Source organism: Algoriphagus sp. Y33, assembly GCF_014838715.1.
Lineage (GTDB): Bacteria > Bacteroidota > Bacteroidia > Cytophagales > Cyclobacteriaceae > Algoriphagus.
The window spans coordinates 559,996-574,834 of the sequence record NZ_CP061947.1 but is presented as its reverse complement, the minus strand read 5'-3'; the positions used below and the strand labels follow the sequence as shown (position 1 = coordinate 574,834).

20 protein-coding genes are annotated in these 14,839 nt (G+C 39.5%); 9 read left to right on the top strand and 11 right to left on the bottom strand.

Annotated elements, in window-relative coordinates:
* Position 1 precedes the first annotated feature (1 nt).
* Positions 2–235 carry a hypothetical protein gene (locus ID165_RS02410; protein WP_192348808.1) on the bottom strand — a complete coding sequence of 78 codons (234 nt, stop codon included), beginning with the start codon at positions 233–235 and terminating at the stop codon, positions 2–4.
* Between the two features lie 11 nt (positions 236–246).
* On the bottom strand, positions 247–1,320 hold the full coding sequence (locus ID165_RS02405) for an MBL fold metallo-hydrolase (protein ID WP_192348807.1): 1,074 nt from the start codon (positions 1,318–1,320) through the stop codon (positions 247–249).
* 613 nt (positions 1,321–1,933) lie between these two features.
* Between ID165_RS02405 and ID165_RS02400 the strand changes: the two genes are divergently transcribed.
* The 3 genes from ID165_RS02400 (at position 1,934) to ID165_RS02390 (ending at position 3,134) form a co-directional block, all read left to right on the top strand.
* Positions 1,934–2,095: a hypothetical protein gene (locus ID165_RS02400; RefSeq protein ID WP_192348806.1), complete on the top strand. Its 162-nt coding sequence runs from the start codon at positions 1,934–1,936 to the stop codon at positions 2,093–2,095.
* A 596-nt stretch (positions 2,096–2,691) separates the two neighbouring features.
* Positions 2,692–2,922 carry a hypothetical protein gene (locus ID165_RS02395; protein WP_192348805.1) on the top strand — a complete coding sequence of 77 codons (231 nt, stop codon included), beginning with the start codon at positions 2,692–2,694 and terminating at the stop codon, positions 2,920–2,922.
* A complete protein-coding gene (locus ID165_RS02390) occupies positions 2,922–3,134 on the top strand; it encodes a type II toxin-antitoxin system RelE/ParE family toxin (RefSeq protein ID WP_192348804.1) in 213 nt (70 codons plus the stop codon). Before ID165_RS02395 ends, ID165_RS02390 begins: the two co-directional genes overlap by 1 nt.
* Positions 3,135–3,154: 20 nt before the next feature.
* Here ID165_RS02390 and ID165_RS02385 read toward each other — a convergent pair whose 3' ends face one another.
* Positions 3,155–4,234, bottom strand: a complete 1,080-nt coding sequence (locus tag ID165_RS02385) for a helix-turn-helix domain-containing protein (RefSeq protein ID WP_192348803.1) — start codon at positions 4,232–4,234, stop codon at positions 3,155–3,157.
* Between the two features lie 151 nt (positions 4,235–4,385).
* On the opposite strand from ID165_RS02385, the gene ID165_RS02380 reads away from it, so the two are divergent.
* From ID165_RS02380 to ID165_RS02370, 3 genes are read left to right on the top strand one after another with little or no spacing between them, the layout of a single operon-like run.
* Positions 4,386–4,742 (top strand): helix-turn-helix domain-containing protein, encoded by a 357-nt coding sequence (locus ID165_RS02380; RefSeq protein ID WP_192348802.1) that lies wholly within the window; start codon positions 4,386–4,388, stop codon positions 4,740–4,742.
* Positions 4,723–5,457, top strand: coding sequence for an ImmA/IrrE family metallo-endopeptidase (locus tag ID165_RS02375; protein WP_192348801.1), 735 nt, complete (start codon positions 4,723–4,725; stop codon positions 5,455–5,457). Before ID165_RS02380 ends, ID165_RS02375 begins: the two co-directional genes overlap by 20 nt.
* Positions 5,438–5,974: a hypothetical protein gene (locus ID165_RS02370; protein WP_192348800.1), complete on the top strand. Its 537-nt coding sequence runs from the start codon at positions 5,438–5,440 to the stop codon at positions 5,972–5,974. Before ID165_RS02375 ends, ID165_RS02370 begins: the two co-directional genes overlap by 20 nt.
* Positions 5,975–6,380: 406 nt before the next feature.
* Here the strand turns inward: ID165_RS02370 and ID165_RS02365 are convergent, their stop codons facing one another.
* Together ID165_RS02365 and ID165_RS02360 are read right to left on the bottom strand one after the other, a co-directional pair.
* Positions 6,381–7,067, bottom strand: coding sequence for a DUF2490 domain-containing protein (locus tag ID165_RS02365; protein WP_192348799.1), 687 nt, complete (start codon positions 7,065–7,067; stop codon positions 6,381–6,383).
* A 1-nt stretch (position 7,068) separates the two neighbouring features.
* Positions 7,069–7,659 carry a hypothetical protein gene (locus ID165_RS02360; RefSeq protein ID WP_192348798.1) on the bottom strand — a complete coding sequence of 197 codons (591 nt, stop codon included), beginning with the start codon at positions 7,657–7,659 and terminating at the stop codon, positions 7,069–7,071.
* Positions 7,660–8,014: 355 nt separating this feature from the next.
* On the opposite strand from ID165_RS02360, the gene ID165_RS27025 reads away from it, so the two are divergent.
* The 3 genes from ID165_RS27025 to ID165_RS02350 are packed head-to-tail and all read left to right on the top strand — an operon-like array spanning position 8,015 to position 8,919.
* A complete protein-coding gene (locus ID165_RS27025; RefSeq protein ID WP_192348797.1) occupies positions 8,015–8,263 on the top strand; it encodes an IS3 family transposase in 249 nt (82 codons plus the stop codon).
* Positions 8,264–8,281: 18 nt separating this feature from the next.
* A complete protein-coding gene (locus tag ID165_RS27020; RefSeq protein WP_370539772.1) occupies positions 8,282–8,455 on the top strand; it encodes a DDE-type integrase/transposase/recombinase in 174 nt (57 codons plus the stop codon).
* The gene (locus ID165_RS02350) at positions 8,413–8,919 is read left to right on the top strand and encodes an IS3 family transposase (protein WP_192348796.1); all 507 of its coding nucleotides are present in this window, start codon (positions 8,413–8,415) and stop codon (positions 8,917–8,919) included. The genes ID165_RS27020 and ID165_RS02350 overlap by 43 nt, the downstream gene beginning before the upstream one ends.
* Before the next feature lie 326 nt (positions 8,920–9,245).
* On the opposite strand, the gene ID165_RS02345 is transcribed toward ID165_RS02350, so the two are convergent.
* The 6 genes from ID165_RS02345 to ID165_RS02320 form a co-directional block, all read right to left on the bottom strand.
* A complete protein-coding gene (locus ID165_RS02345) occupies positions 9,246–10,148 on the bottom strand; it encodes an alpha/beta hydrolase fold domain-containing protein (protein ID WP_192348795.1) in 903 nt (300 codons plus the stop codon).
* Positions 10,149–10,182: 34 nt separating this feature from the next.
* Entirely contained in the window at positions 10,183–11,268 is a 1,086-nt protein-coding gene (locus ID165_RS02340; RefSeq protein ID WP_192348794.1) for an alkene reductase, read from the bottom strand.
* Between the two features lie 81 nt (positions 11,269–11,349).
* Entirely contained in the window at positions 11,350–12,246 is an 897-nt protein-coding gene (locus tag ID165_RS02335) for an NAD(P)H-binding protein (RefSeq protein ID WP_192348793.1), read from the bottom strand.
* Positions 12,247–12,337: 91 nt separating this feature from the next.
* Positions 12,338–12,874 (bottom strand): SRPBCC family protein, encoded by a 537-nt coding sequence (locus tag ID165_RS02330; RefSeq protein ID WP_192348792.1) that lies wholly within the window; start codon positions 12,872–12,874, stop codon positions 12,338–12,340.
* A 105-nt stretch (positions 12,875–12,979) separates the two neighbouring features.
* A complete protein-coding gene (locus tag ID165_RS02325; RefSeq protein WP_192348791.1) occupies positions 12,980–13,729 on the bottom strand; it encodes a pirin family protein in 750 nt (249 codons plus the stop codon).
* Positions 13,730–13,794: 65 nt separating this feature from the next.
* On the bottom strand, positions 13,795–14,739 hold the full coding sequence (locus ID165_RS02320; RefSeq protein WP_192348790.1) for an NAD(P)-dependent alcohol dehydrogenase: 945 nt from the start codon (positions 14,737–14,739) through the stop codon (positions 13,795–13,797).
* Between the last annotated feature and the right edge of the window lie 100 nt (positions 14,740–14,839).

Below are 14,839 nucleotides of genomic sequence, written 5' to 3'. Positions count from 1 at the left end.
TCTATGCTATTAAATGTTCTTCGGTTAATGGTAAGTGATCATCATCAAATGACACAAATGTATTCGAAGCAGTGTCATATGTAATTCGTTTTTGCGACAAAACAGCCGCAATAGCAGAAAAGTCAGTAGGTGATAAATCAATAAAACGATTTTGAGCTTCACCGTCTACACGGAAAATGATTCTTCCATTTCCACCTGGTCTAAAGTTTAGCCAGTAGTAAATTATTTTTTTCATCTTTCTTTTTTTTATTTATCAAAAATTAAATCCCCATCAGTTTTGGTTGTTTTTACAGATTTGTTTCTATCCTTTTGTTCTAAACATTTCAGAACTGCATCGTCTTGATATTTAAAACCTGTGTTGTAAGCGTATTCTGGCCGCATTAATTCTATCAATTCTTTTGAAATGTTATTGTCGCTGGCGTGATGCGGAATTTTGAGAAAAAATAGATTTTCAAGTTCTGTTTCCCAGTCAGGAATTGACTTAAATGATTCTATACCTGCATCACCTGTAAACAAGTATCTTTTATCTTCTTTGTCAATCGCTAATATGATACTAGCCTTATTGGTTGCAGTCAACCTTGTTTGTCCGTCTGTTTTTAGAATGTCGCAGGGCTTCGTCCCTGCTAATTCTAACATTCGATTTTTTCCTTTTTCTATAGGGAAAGTCTCCAAGTCTAAAGACTCTTCAATAATGAATTGTTCGAATGACTTTGTGCTTGGAAAAAGTGAAGAGTAATATTCTTTTGTTGGCCCTAATACAACTATTTCTTGCCAGTCAACCAAAGGTCTTTGTTTGTAAAAAACTTCATTGAGTTTTGAAGGAGGAATCAAGTCAATTAGTTTCTTTAACTGTGGTAATGATTCAATAATTAAATTCGTCTTTTCCTCAATGATTGACTTTTGAGGCTGTTCGTAGCTTTCAAAAAGCTTATTTAATTCCCCCGAACTTTTAAATGCTTCAATGTTGTTGAATGTGTTATGTTTAAATTGTCCGCTCAGTAGAATTGCTTTCTCAATAAAACCTTTGAGTAATTCAGGGGTTCTATGCACCCAAACCTCTTTAATGTCTGAAATGTAGTCTTCGATTAATGGAATTAAGCCACCAATATGGTCGCTATCGTAATGTGTGCAAACAACAATGTCGGGGGCTTTCTTATTATGTATCTTTAAAATGGCTTCCAATTGAGGTTTCACTTTAGCCTTGTAATAATTAGGTTCTCCACCGTCAATTACCATAACCAACTCCTTGTTAGATTTCTTTAACTCAACGATGATAGCATCACCGTCTTTAACATCGAGCATTGTTATTTTTATGTCCATATTTTATTGTTTTTATGTTTGCGTTGCGGTTGCCTTATGCTTGCCACTAACTCATTTATTCATAAACCTTTCGTACACATATCTACCCAAAAAAGGGGGCATATGCATATCTTTGGTATCGTTTATTTTAAGGGTCATCAAATGAACCTTTTACTTTTGGAGACTTTTCTTGCTCACATGGGTATAAATTTCAGTTCCTTTGCTATTATCCCCACGGGGAGTAGTCAATTCAAGTTGAATCAGGGTGGGATTTGTAATTTCACCCGAGTATTCTTTTCAAATTGTAATTGGCTTTCACTACCTCATTCCGACTCCCGATACGCTTCGCTGGACAAGCTTTCTCCTTTAAAAGAAGACGGTCGTTTTGTATTATCCTCCAGATGTCAGTTTCAAAAGGTGTTTGATGGTTCCCGGATTTAAGCCCGGCAAGCTAGAAGAGAAGTTGGCTATAACTATTAATTACTTGTTTGTTTTGGAAATAGACCTTTAACGATAATTAATGGGATGCTGAAATTATCTGATTACATAAATTTTACAAAAGACACACTTCGATCCAATCATCATTTAGAGTTTGGCAGTGAGTGCTTTGAATTAGGCTATTCCTAACCAGTATATGGCGGACTCGTTAGCTCCTTCTATTCATACCAATTTGCAATTGGCTTTCCTAACTCCTCCCATCCCCCTCCTGAAAGAGGAGGCAATTGGCTCTGCTATCATCGGGATATCAGCATCAAAAGGTGTTTGGTGGTTTTCGGGTTTAAGCCCGGATGGGTGATAAAAGTTGGTTGTTCTACCTCACCCCTCCCTCTCCTTTAGGAGAGGGCGATTGATCCTGCTCCAAATGGGCTAAAGAGTAAGAAGTAGGTTGGTTGTTTTCAAAAACTAAAAGGCTTATGCAAGAAAAGGAATAAAATGATACCAGCACATACCCTGTACAGGGTATTTTTTGAGGAAATGGGAGGATATCGAGGGGTATTTGCGGTTCTTGAGGGTGGTCAGCGGAATTATCTGCATCGCTCTGTTCACGCTTAAAGAAAAAAATAGAAAGTGAGTCTTATGATCCTGTTCCAGATCTGTGATGCGGGTGATTGGTTTGGCTCTATTTTCTACTTGTGAAGGAGTGTCATTTACTTTATATCACTCCACTAAAACAGGGCCCCAGGGCATGTCCTTTGCTTTTTTAGGGAACTAACAATCCCAACAGCCAATCAAGCCTGCTATAAAATAAAGGTGACGAAGTACACCAGCATTGCCCAGGCAGGCAGCCCCTTCATCAATCAGGGAAAAAGAACTAAAATTCGCATTGGAACTTTGATTCTGCCAGTTCGTTTATTAGCTTAACATTACAAACATTTGCACTAACATTTAGCCATGTCAACTGTCGAACTAAAATCCAATATCATCAAGTTGGTGGAAGATATCCAAAATGATGAACTCTTAGAATCCTTATTGGAATTTCTTTCCAAACGAAAGGATTCTGCTTCCGGAGATATGTGGAGCGATCTCACCCCGGCACAAAGACAAGAAGTTCTTGATGCTTATCAGGAATCTGAAGAGGAGAAAAATCTAGTAGTAAAAGATCAGCTGTTTCGTTTGCTCTAATGAAGGTAGTAGTATCCAAGACTGCCCTTAAAAACTTCCATCAGATTGTAGATTACCTAATAGAAACCTGGGGAACAAGTGTAGGGGTGCAATTTGAGAAGCGTACTAAAAGTTTTTTAGACCTATTGGCCGATTTCCCTGAAATAGGCATAATTGTGGAATCGGAAAAGAAAATCCGTGCATTCCAACTCACCAAGCAGAACAGAATTTAAATGCAGTGTTTTTTGGTCGATCAGAAAACAAGATTCTCTTTTCTGAACTGGGCCAGCTTCTGATTTTTTAAGGATGCCGCTTTAATTACTGAAATGAAGTTCTCGGCAAGTGCTCTAAACAACAGTTGTGAAAAACGGTTGGAATGCTCTGCCCCTTCGTATTCCACCGGCTCATTGACTCTATAGCCCAACTGGGTAAAGGTCACATAAAACTGCCTCAAGTAATTATCGGAGATCAGTCCGAGATCTTTTGCACGGTACACTAAAGCCTGCATAGAGATTCCGTATTGCTGCTTTATCGCAGTTAATTCCTGGATGGACAATTTGCTCCTTTTTCCGCCGAGTTCTTTTTGCAAGGTATCCTTTGAGATAAGCATGGCAGTGGCAAAAGCATGACAAAACTTTTCTTTTTGCTTTTCCGGCAGGTGATTGACCTTCAAAAGCAAATGAGCCAGTTCATGAAAAGCAGTAAAGCGCTTTCTATCCAACTTATCTTTGAATTTTGCTTTATTCAATACGATCAGCGGAATACGGTTATCATTAACCCAAGTAGAAAAGCCATCAAATTCTTCTGAAGATTCCAGTTCCAGCACCTTAATATGCTGATCTTCCAACAGCTCTATCACATTGGCTACGGCTCCCCTACCCAGCTCCCACTCGTCTCTTAGCTTTTCTCCAGCATGCTCAATATCTTCTTGAGAACTAATAGTTAGCTCCGCGAGGGGATTATGAAAGGCAGTTTCTATCCCCAGGATTTCCTCCAGCTCCAGGTATCGCCGTAGCTCATCTTTGACTATCTCCACTATCCGAACCCGTTCTTTGGCCGGGGAGTCCTGAAGCTTGGGGAACTCTATCTCTCCAAACTCCACCGCAGTAGAAGCATGAAAGTAATCAGGTCTTACCTGCAGTGCTTCCGACAAGATCCCGATCATAGTGCTATCCGGCACCACCTTTCCTTGCTCGTATTTGCTTAGGGATTGTTTGGTGACACGGTTATCGATTTTGTCAGCCAAGCCTTGCAATGAAAGTCCATTCATCAAGCGTGCTGACTTAAGGCGTTGGGCGAAATAGTTCAATCTTCTTTTATTTTCGGAATTCATTTTTATAGAGAACTTGGTTGACAAATTTACTTTTTATAAAGATGTGTGTCAACTGAAGTAAGGTAAGCCCACACATTTAATTTGTTACATTTATTTTTATTAGTTCTGTAACTTTGTAACTTTGTAACATAATTTTTTAAACAAACACGCTATGAATCAGGACAACACCATCGGAAGAAACTTACAAGACCTTCGGAAAAAGCTTGGTTTTACCCAAGAGCAGGTCGCAGAATACCTCCATATCAATCGGGAGGAATTGAGCTATTATGAGACAGGCAGTAGATCAATTCCTTCTACCCTAATGGCACCTTTGGCAAATCTATACGGTGTAGATGAATATGATTTGTATGAAGAAAACCTTGATTTAGCCCAAGTGAATTTAGCGCTGGCCTTTAGAGCTGAAAACATCAACCCTTCAGATCTGGAGCAAATAGCCAAGTTCAAAAAGATAGTCCGAAATTATCTAAGCATGAAATCACTTTTGGAAAATGAATCAGCTAGTTCTTGAAAAATATGCCACCCAGTTCCGAACGAAACTAGGCTACAGCAACAAGGAAAGTATCCATTTAAAAAGCCTATTGCGCAAACTTGGAGTTTTAGCCGTCTTTAGACCCCTAGAGATGGATATTTCGGGAATGGCCATTAAAGTCGGTAAAAACAACCGCTTTATGCTGATCAATACCGCCAGAACGCTGGGACATCAGCATTTTACAATTTGCCATGAGCTGTATCATCTTTATATACAGCAAAACTTTGAATCCCAAATCTGTCATGTGGGCTTATTCAACAAGAGAGATAAAGAAGAATACAACGCCGATATATTCGCCGCCAAATTATTAATCCCGGAAGAGGGTATTTTGGCGATGGTACCCGATTCGGAACTGGCAAAATCAAAGGTCAGCCTTTCCACTGTATTAACTATTGAACAATACTTTTCCTGTTCCAGAAGAGCTCTTTTAAATCGTTTAGTAAAACTCAAGCTCATCGACAAGACTCAAGCGGAGGAATACAAAATAAACGTCCGAGCTAGCGCCATGAAACATGGTATTTCTATAAAACTTTATGAGAAAGATGAATCGAGCGAAGTTATTGGAGATTACGGAAATTTGGCAAGGAAGCTATATGAACAAGACAGTATTTCTGAATCTCATTATTATGGTCTTTTAGAGGACTTAGGGGTGGACTTATCGGAATTAGGAACAAATGGGAACGAGGAAGACTGAAAGAATCATATTGATCGATGCTGATGTTCTTTCTCACTTTATTACGGGAGGCCAGATTCTTTTGCTTCCAAGCATCTATCCTTATCCTATCAAAGTACTGGATAAGGTATATGCAGAAATCTCCCGCATGCCTGGAAAGAAAACCGAGGTAGATAATCTTTTGAAATTTAAACTGATCGAGCAAATCCCATTTCCTGAGGACCAGCCTGAAATCAAAAAGGAATACCTACACATCAAAAAATTGATGTTTAAAGGAGATGGTGAATCCGCTTGTTTAGCAGTAGTCCGTTATTCTGAAAACATCCTAGCCAGTAGCAACCTCAAAGATATCGCCAGCTACTGCAAAATGCATCACATCACCTATCTGACAACCATGGACTTTCTCTGCCAAGCAGTCAAGAAGGGACAACTCACCGAGTCAGACTGTGATGATTTTATACAGCGAGTGCTAAAAGCCGGGAGTCGGCTACCAGTGAAGAAGTGGGGGGAGTATGAGTGTAGGGAGGTTGAAGTATAAATCTTATCTTACACAGCCGTACTTCAGGTAGATTCTTGTAGTATTTATTGATTTAGGATTACCTTAAAATCCAATCCCAGCGCCAAAGACATCTTTGCCAAAATTTCCCAGGAAGGTTTTCGATCGCCCCCACTCGGTGTAGTCACAATGCCCGTGTCACTGGGGGAAGTTTGTAACTTCACCCTAATATCCATACCAATTTGCAATTGGCTGTTCTACCTCATCCTCCACAGCCCCCCTACAGGCTGGCCCAAGCTTAAACCCAGATTATGCATTAATTACAAGAAAATCAGGCTGTTTGGAGACTGAGGCATAGCACCGCTATGGTGAAGTCGAAAACAGCAATGTAATGGCTGATTTTGAAGCAATTAATGGCTGTAATAGAATTGCTAATGCATATTTCGGGTTAAAAACTATAAAAATACCCGACCTTTGCCCATAGCCGAGTTCGGAAACCTTCCTGAATAAATTTATCGGTACGGTAATCTAAACTCCATTCGAGTTTTTGACTGGAAGTGATCAGTTCACCAACGGAGAATACCAAGCGATTTTCGATTTCGAACTCGCCTCCCTGAAGACTAAAGATAGGTTCATTAGATAAAACCAAATAATGCTCACCGGGGTCTAACGTGCTACCCGAAAGCGGAATTTCTGTTGCCAGCCTGTACCGAAGTCTGATTTCTAAGGGATCACCTTTAGTGAACGTTTGATCGGTCCTAAAACGATGTGCCAGTTTCAATCCTCTCAGCCGGTTTACTGCGGCAAATTGCTGAATAATCCGATTGGCATTTGCCTTCTCCTGAATTCTGTGAAATACTCCAAATGCGATACTTTTTGTGGGGTTTAATTTGAAATCATAAAAACCCATCAAGTCCGTCCTATAGTGCGTGAATTGCAATTCATCTTTTTGATCGCCGGAATTGTTATAAAAAATATCCTGATGCTCAATTTTGAAAATTATCTTTTGATCATTCTTAAGTTTCTTAGTTAGTGCAGCTTCGGGGAAGAATCCCGTAAAGAACTGACGGTCCTGAGCAAAAGAAGTGACCAAACTTAGAAGCAACAGTAAACTAGTCAAGTAAAACTTTCTCATCTTAAAACAGCAGGTTTTCACTAGGTGCCAAGACTATTTTGCGTTTAATGATAAGATCGCCTTTGTCAGAAAATAAGCCCTCAAATAGCTGCGAATCACCAGTCTCATCCAGACCTATAAATTCTATTTCGAAGCGGGTCAGGATTCCTTCTGTACTATTCTCATCAAAAAAATCTTCCAGATCATCCGGTTTGCCAGAATATTGGATTTGAATTCGTTTTATATCTGAACTTTTATAATCATCCAAAAGATAATCATCCAAGCCAGTTTGAACTTCCTTTGGAAGCTCATTATAATCTATCTCAATTTCTACGTCTTGAATCAAACCCAAAGAGTCAAATTCTACACTGTAAAATTTACCTTTTAACTTGAATTTGGCTTCATAGGAATAACCTGATTCGAAAATTTCCTGATACCATTTTGGTCTTTTTGTAGTTTCGAAAGCATCATAGAACCAATCTCTTGCCTCTTTAGGAACTACTTTCTCCTCCACACGAAGCTCTCTCTCGATTTTGTCCTGAGCAAAAAGAGCCCCAGAGATCATCCAACAAAAGACCAGAATTGAAGTATGTTTGAGAATAAGGTTTAGCATAGATCTCATTTTTGACCAACCGTAATTCTGTTAAGTACGATTAACTTAAGTAAAAGCTTAAAATTTAATGATTTTTTTTGCCTTCCTCCCCGCCTGAGTGTAGTCAGATCATCCTTGGGATGAAAAGAAGCGCAGATCGAGCGGGATATCTTAAACCCGCATTATGCATTAGCATTTCTACGCCACGGCGTACAAGTTATTGCGACCAATAATTGCTGCAAAATCCGGGTTCAAAAAGGCTGCAAGCATTTTCTCCAAGAGCGACAACAAATATTCAGGTTCATGAAATACTACCGGCCTGGATTTACTGTTGAGAAGATGTGTGAAGTTTTCAGTGTGTCAAGAAGTGCTTATTATGCCTGGCTCCTGGCTAAGCAGGAAACCTTCTAAAAGATCCTTGGAGAATCAGGTTTTGAAAGCTGCTATTCAAGAACTGCATCAACAGGCCAAATCTCGCCTGGGGAGTCCCAAAATGAGGATAGAACTCAAGGATCGGGGAATGCTTGTTTCCAGACCCAAGGTAGCCAGACTGATGAAACAGCCGGGTCTCCTCAGCATTATCAGCAGGAAATTCAAAGTGTCGACCACAGACTCCAATCATTGACATCTTCCTTCGACGAATCTGCTGGACAGGGATTTTAGCACCAGCCGACCTGGAGAAAAATGGGTATCGGACATCACTTATCTAATAACTAAGCAGGGATGGACTTATCTGACCATCATCATGGATCTGTTTGACAGGGAAATTATTGGATGGTCCATAGTACTACCATGGAGGCAGGAAAAACCGTCATAGCCGCATTCAGGATGTCAATCCAAACCAGACCTGTGAATCCATGGGAACTGATCTTCCATTATGACAGGGGAATTCAGAATGCCTGTGAAGAATTCCGAAAGCTGCTCAAGGACTATAAAATCCACCGGAATATGAGCAGAAAAGGGAATTGTTGGGACAATGCGGTGACTGAAAACTTCTTCAAAATCATCAAATCAGAGCTTATTTATCATATTCCTGAATTGACTAGCTGCCAAACACAAATGGAAATCTTTGAATTCATCGAAATCCGGTACAATAGAAAAAAGGAAACACTCCTACCTAAATTTCCTAACGCCAGAACGGTTCGGGAAAAAACAAGCAATCATTACCACATAGAAAAGCAGAAACTCGAAATTCTCTCTGGGATTTTAAAGGAAAATCCCAGAGAGAATTTGAGTAGCCCGCGGCAGGCCACATTAAAACCAATCCATAACCGAGCTTAAATGTTTGTCCGATTTTTTGTAGCAAATCCAGTTATGAATACTTAGCATGTAAGCTATGCAGAGAGTAAACATATACTAGCACGCTCCTCTTTTGCCAGAGGCTTGAATCGTACCATAGCTCGTGTTTTGTAGTTCCGCTTCATATATTGGTAGTTCGATGTTTATAGCATCCAATCCCAATTAATCTCCGATGCTTCTTCGATACCTGATTTGACAAGCATCGGAGAAGCATCGGAACTACTCCGTATCAGTCCTATATCTTTTGAGTATTACACTAATTGATTTCAACTATATAAACCTTGATATCAGAGCATATTATTAGATGTTCAATTAGCAGATAGAAATTCCTCTATATTCTCAACGGCTTCAATAGATGCCGGTGTATCTATATGTGAAAAAATCCATACATGTTTTTGACCTTTAAACTCTTTCAATTTAGCTTTGGTTTGTACAGATTTTATATAGTTATAGAAATTTTTTGAATCATCATTCAGCACCTCATCTGTACCAACTAACAAAAATACAGGAGGAAATTCTTTAAATTTAATCTCACTGGGATCTGCCTGAAGGATATTATTTGAAGCATACATCAATGCATGACTGTATAAAAACTCTCTATTCAATATAGGATCTAACTCTTTTTTCGTAATATATGACTCATTATTAGCTTTTAAATCAATCCAAGGAGAAATTAACACCAATTTTGATGGCACTTCAATTCCTGCCTTCTGTGCGTCATTAACCAGAGATATAGCAAGCCCACCACCTGCACTGTCACCTATGATGGATATTTTAAATTTAGGATATTTATTTTTCAATTCTTTGTAGACAGCTAAGATCTCATTGTTTGCTGTTGGGAAGGGGTGTTCAGGTGATAAAGAATATTCAACGTATACTATTGCTTTATTCATCGATTTGGACAAATTAGTCAACATAGCCTTATAAGCGGTGAAGGTTCCATAAGTATAAACACCACCGTGTAAGTAAACTATGATCTCTTTTTGGCCGATTAGGTTTTCGTTCAGCCAATAGGTTTTTACGCCCGCTATGGTTGCTTCATTAACACTTACTGTGCTATCCGCTGGGTAGGATTTCCCCAAAGTTTCATAAAAGGCTCTAAAGCCATAGATTTTTTGCATTTTACTATCTGTAATTGTCTGTGCATTTCCTACTGTGATCATTGCTTGAAATACAATCAACAATACCATTGTTTTATTTATGTTTTCCATTGTTATTAATTTCTAAATTTTGAAGAGTTTTTATTTAATTTTCATCTAGCGATGGGTAGTCAATGTAACCTTCCCAACCACCACCAAACATAGTAGCCCTGTCTGGTTCATTTAGTTCAGCATCTAATTCAAATCGCTTAGGCAAATCGGGATTGGCTAAGAATAGTGTCCCGAATGAGACCATTCTGGCTATTCCTTTCTCTATTTCTGCTTCAGCTGAAGATTTGTTGTATCCTGTGTTTGCGATAACAGGTTTGTTTATTCTGCTTCCATATATTTCTACCTCATCATGTTTGGGGTAATGTGCAGGTGGAGGAAAATATGGATTCATTTTCATCAGTTCCACAAAGGCGAAATCAATTTTATTCAATTCATCAATCAGATAATTGTAGGTACCCACTGGGTCATCATAAAACATGTCTCCATAAGGATGATAGGCAGAAATTTTAATTCCCACTTTATCACTACCTACTGTAGCGATTAACGCCTGCATGATTTCTAAAATGAACCTTGCCTTATTTTCAAAACTTCCACCATATTCATCTGTTCTTTTGTTGGCACTTTCTGCCAGGAACTGATTGGGCAAATACCCATTTGCTGCATGTAGTTCGACACCATCGAAACCTGCATCCATCGCATTTTTAGCCGCTTTAGCGTAATCATTTACGGTTTGTTTGATTTCTGCAATGGTAATTTCTTGTGGTGTTTCATAATCTTTTAAGCCTTGTGAGGTAAAATGCTTCATTCCTTTAATGGCAACTTCAGAAGGAGCCAAAGGCAATTTCCCGTTTCTGTCAACTGAATGACCCACTCTACCAGTGTGCCACAGTTGAGCGATAATTATACCTCCTTGAGAATGAACTGCATCTGTAACTTTCTTCCAGGCAGCAATTTGCTCCTGGGTATAAATACCAGGGGTAAGTGGGCTTCCTATAGCATTTTTACTAATGTTTATTGCCTCAGTAATTAACAATCCTGCACTCGATCTTTGAGTGTAGTATTGGACGGTCATATCACCTACTACACCGTTTGTATTCGCGCGGCTTCGGGTCATGGCAGACATGGCCATTTTGTTCTTTAATGTTAGGTTTCCGAGCTGTATATTTTCTAATAGCTTCATTTTAATTTGATTTTTTTGTGAATTAGTAATGATGTAAAATTGATTTGATTGGACACCTTAAACTTGTATAAATCACTAAGCTTATTGCATATTAAAAATTGGTAGATACACTTCATTTACAAATTGGTCTGCCGTGGTGGCTGTGGTTGTGGATACGTTCCTTTTTTGATAATTGAATATTCCATCTTTAATAGCCACTGCCATTCCCAATAGGTTATCTACAAAGTCTTCTGACATACCATTGCCTAAGAACACCTGCTTTGCCTGATCAAGGGGAATTTGAACATAAGGTAATTCAGGATTACCGATAGCTTTGCCGATGATGTCGGTAAATTCTTTATAGGTATAATCCCTTGGGCCCATTACGGCATGAACACTTTTGCCTATAAAATCAAGATTTGATAAATGTGCCGCAGCTACTTTAGCTACATCCCGGGTTGCCACCATCGGAATAGCGGTATCTCCATCAGCTGCTGTACCCGCAATTCCCTTAGCTTTTATTAATCCAATAATTCTTAGCCAGTTTTCCATAAAATAGGCAGAGCGAACGTGTATTATGTTCACATCTTCTAATTGATTGAAACGGACTTCCTGCTCTCCTGTACCACCCATCATTCCGTTACCTTCGTGCATGTGTGAACCCAGGCTACTCATGTTGACAATGTATTTGATACCTGATTTCTCGATTGCCTGAATGTAATTACTGGTTACCTGACGCTGGTACGCCCTGGTGTTCATTGCTTTTGCATTGTCGGGTAAAATAAGGAAAGCACTATCTGCATTTTTGAATGCATTGGTAAGTACTTCTACATTGCTTACATCACCTGAAAGTACCTCTGCCCCCCTATTCCTGAACTTTTCCAGCTTTTCGGTATGCCGTGCCAATAAAGTTACTTGATGGCCTTCTTTTAAGAGTATTTCTGCTATTTTGCTGCCTACTGTTCCAGAGGCTCCGAGTACTACTATATTCTTTTTCATTTTTACTCTTTTAGATTTTTTAGTGATTAGTATAAGACAAAGGTGCAGTGATCAAAAAAGTAAAACTTGTATCAAATCACTGTTTTGCATCTTATGATGCCCAGGTGGTTCCAGCTTTTAATTCGCCTGACTCCAGGTCATTTTTTATGATCTGCAATGCATCTCCAAGCATAGCGCTCACCGCTCTCATAAGAACTGATGCTACAAACAGCTTTGCGAGCAAATTTGTCGGGACTGCCCTATAGGTCCATTCAATTTTAGTCATGTTATTTCCCAAATCAGTGAACAGCCATTCCCCTTCCAGCCTTTTAAGCAGCATCGAAAGTACTTTAGAGGTAAACCACTCGTTCTTGTAGGAAAATGAAATGGGGGCGTCAACAGTTAGAAGGGTTTCTTGGGAAGTTGACCCATCTGCAAAGTGCACGGTTCTTTGCAAGCCTGCTTTATTCCATCCCTGCTTTACGCTGGTATCAGTAATTGCAGGAATCAGGGTGTTTCCACGAAAGATGTGCATCAAATTGATTGGAGCTATGTAACCGAACGCCTGATCAATTTTCGCATCGATGGTCACTACCTTGGTTACTTCTGGATTTCTCTTGGCATCCGGTGTTTCTTTATTGAAATTCATGTTATGTTGTTTTATAGTTTGTCAGTAGTTTACTTATCAAAGGTGCGCTGGTTGTAAGTGCTAAACTTGTATCAAATCACTGTTCTCACTTTAAATGAAGCCTGCCTAATGAAGATTTCCGCTGTACATCCCCCCATCAAAATGTTCCGTATTAGTTTGGGTAATGAACAGTACAATATCACATACTTCAACAGCCCGGATTGTTGGGTTTTCTCTTTCAATCAAGACGCTTTCCCCGGTGGTAAGCACGACTGTTTCATTCATGACAATTTCCCCTTCAAAAACATAGAACAGGAAGGCACTATCATCAGATGGTGCTTCGGGTAGGCCGATTTCTTCACCTCTTTCCAGCCGCAGATCCATCAGCCAAGTATTGCTTCTGATCTGAAGAGGGTAATCACTGCCTTTACCGGCTATTTTTCTCCAGCTGTTAGTACTGTATGTTTCCGGCAATTCATAAAATTGGACTTGAGGACTGAGCTCAGCGGTTATCGGACGGATGAAAATTTGCAGCCCTTCCAAAACACCTCCTTCGTCTAACACCCTTTCTTCATGATAATAGCTTGCTCCGGCATTCATCATCATCAATTTTTGATTTGAGATAGTGGCAGTGTAGCCCTCAGAGTCAAGGTGCTTCACATTACCTCTTCTTAAATAGGTGAGAATCTCATCATTCTTATGCGGATGCATCGGGATTAAAGTCCCTGGTGTTATTCTGGCATGATCGATCCGTCCTATCGTAGAAAAACCACTGTCATTTAGCGGGGGCCTGATAAGCCCAGGATACAAAATCTGTATTCCAAAGCCGCCGTGCTTTTTACCATATTTTATGGTATTGTCTATTTTAGTTAACATTTTTCTGATTGTTAATATCTGAAGAGTAGCATAAAGTACTTCTATGGAAGACTTTGTGAAAAATTTTATTTTATCTCTACCACAACTTTCCCGATGTATCCTCCCTGCTCGGTATATTGATATGCTTCCCTGTATTGAGAAAATGGAAATACTTTGTTGACTTCAATCTGCATCCCGTCTTTTACTGCGCCAAGCAAAACATCTATATAGTTAGTAGAAGGGCTAGAGACAATTACAATGTGCTTTTTGGAGGTAAATAAGTTTTTGAAAAATGATACAGGGATTTCAATTGGCTTTGGTGTTGGGTTGAGAAAAATGGCTTTAGACTGCATGATTTGTTTGGCAGCTTTGTAGCCCATTTTTCCTGACAAATCAATTACTATGTCATAGGTAGATGACTGAGAAAGCACATTTTCTTTTGTATAATCTATCACCGCATTTGCCCCCCATTTTTTTGCAAATTCTACCCCCTTGCTATTTGTAACAGCTGTAACGTCAGCTCCTCTTTGTTTTAATAATTGAAGCAAAAACATGCCGAAACCACCGGTAGCACCATTAACTAAAACGCTTGTTTGGGAATTGATCTTTCCCATCTTTTCCAATGCAGTAACGGCGGCTGTGCCAACCACAGGAATAGAGGCGGCCTGAGGAAAGCTGATCATAGAAGGCTTTTTCCAGACCAATGATGCGGGTACGGCAACATATTCAGCTGACACCCCTTCTTTCATCATGTCTTTCACCACCCCAAATACCTCATCCCCTTTCATGAAGCCACTTACAGATCCTCCGATTTCTTCCACTGTTCCCGAGAAATCAGTTCCGGTATGTTTGGGGAATTTTGAACCGGACATCAGGGTCATTTCTCCCTTTCTGATTTTCCAGTCCATTGGATTGATGGAAAACGCTTTGACTTTTACCAGTATCTGACTGGATTGAATAATGGGTTTTGGCTGGTCTATACTTTGCAACACAGCTGTGTTTCCAAACTTTTGATATACTATTGCATTCATGATATTATTTTTAAATGGTTAAAATGATATCACAAAGTTGCGGGTAAGCGTATCGTCAAACTTGTATCAGATCACTGATATGCAGAAGGAGCCTTGACAA

Coding starts and splice junctions, on each gene's coding strand:
- ID165_RS02410 (WP_192348808.1), bottom strand. CDS start 235: ATGAAAAAAATAATTTACTACTGGCTAAACTTTAGACCAGGTGGAAAT.
- ID165_RS02405 (WP_192348807.1), bottom strand. CDS start 1,320: ATGGACATAAAAATAACAATGCTCGATGTTAAAGACGGTGATGCTATC.
- ID165_RS02400 (WP_192348806.1), top strand. CDS start 1,934: ATGGCGGACTCGTTAGCTCCTTCTATTCATACCAATTTGCAATTGGCT.
- ID165_RS02395 (WP_192348805.1), top strand. CDS start 2,692: ATGTCAACTGTCGAACTAAAATCCAATATCATCAAGTTGGTGGAAGAT.
- ID165_RS02390 (WP_192348804.1), top strand. CDS start 2,922: ATGAAGGTAGTAGTATCCAAGACTGCCCTTAAAAACTTCCATCAGATT.
- ID165_RS02385 (WP_192348803.1), bottom strand. CDS start 4,234: ATGAATTCCGAAAATAAAAGAAGATTGAACTATTTCGCCCAACGCCTT.
- ID165_RS02380 (WP_192348802.1), top strand. CDS start 4,386: ATGAATCAGGACAACACCATCGGAAGAAACTTACAAGACCTTCGGAAA.
- ID165_RS02375 (WP_192348801.1), top strand. CDS start 4,723: ATGAATCAGCTAGTTCTTGAAAAATATGCCACCCAGTTCCGAACGAAA.
- ID165_RS02370 (WP_192348800.1), top strand. CDS start 5,438: ATGGGAACGAGGAAGACTGAAAGAATCATATTGATCGATGCTGATGTT.
- ID165_RS02365 (WP_192348799.1), bottom strand. CDS start 7,067: ATGAGAAAGTTTTACTTGACTAGTTTACTGTTGCTTCTAAGTTTGGTC.
- ID165_RS02360 (WP_192348798.1), bottom strand. CDS start 7,659: ATGCTAAACCTTATTCTCAAACATACTTCAATTCTGGTCTTTTGTTGG.
- ID165_RS27025 (WP_192348797.1), top strand. CDS start 8,015: ATGCCTGGCTCCTGGCTAAGCAGGAAACCTTCTAAAAGATCCTTGGAG.
- ID165_RS02350 (WP_192348796.1), top strand. CDS start 8,413: ATGGTCCATAGTACTACCATGGAGGCAGGAAAAACCGTCATAGCCGCA.
- ID165_RS02345 (WP_192348795.1), bottom strand. CDS start 10,148: ATGGAAAACATAAATAAAACAATGGTATTGTTGATTGTATTTCAAGCA.
- ID165_RS02340 (WP_192348794.1), bottom strand. CDS start 11,268: ATGAAGCTATTAGAAAATATACAGCTCGGAAACCTAACATTAAAGAAC.
- ID165_RS02335 (WP_192348793.1), bottom strand. CDS start 12,246: ATGAAAAAGAATATAGTAGTACTCGGAGCCTCTGGAACAGTAGGCAGC.
- ID165_RS02330 (WP_192348792.1), bottom strand. CDS start 12,874: ATGAATTTCAATAAAGAAACACCGGATGCCAAGAGAAATCCAGAAGTA.
- ID165_RS02325 (WP_192348791.1), bottom strand. CDS start 13,729: ATGTTAACTAAAATAGACAATACCATAAAATATGGTAAAAAGCACGGC.
- ID165_RS02320 (WP_192348790.1), bottom strand. CDS start 14,739: ATGAATGCAATAGTATATCAAAAGTTTGGAAACACAGCTGTGTTGCAA.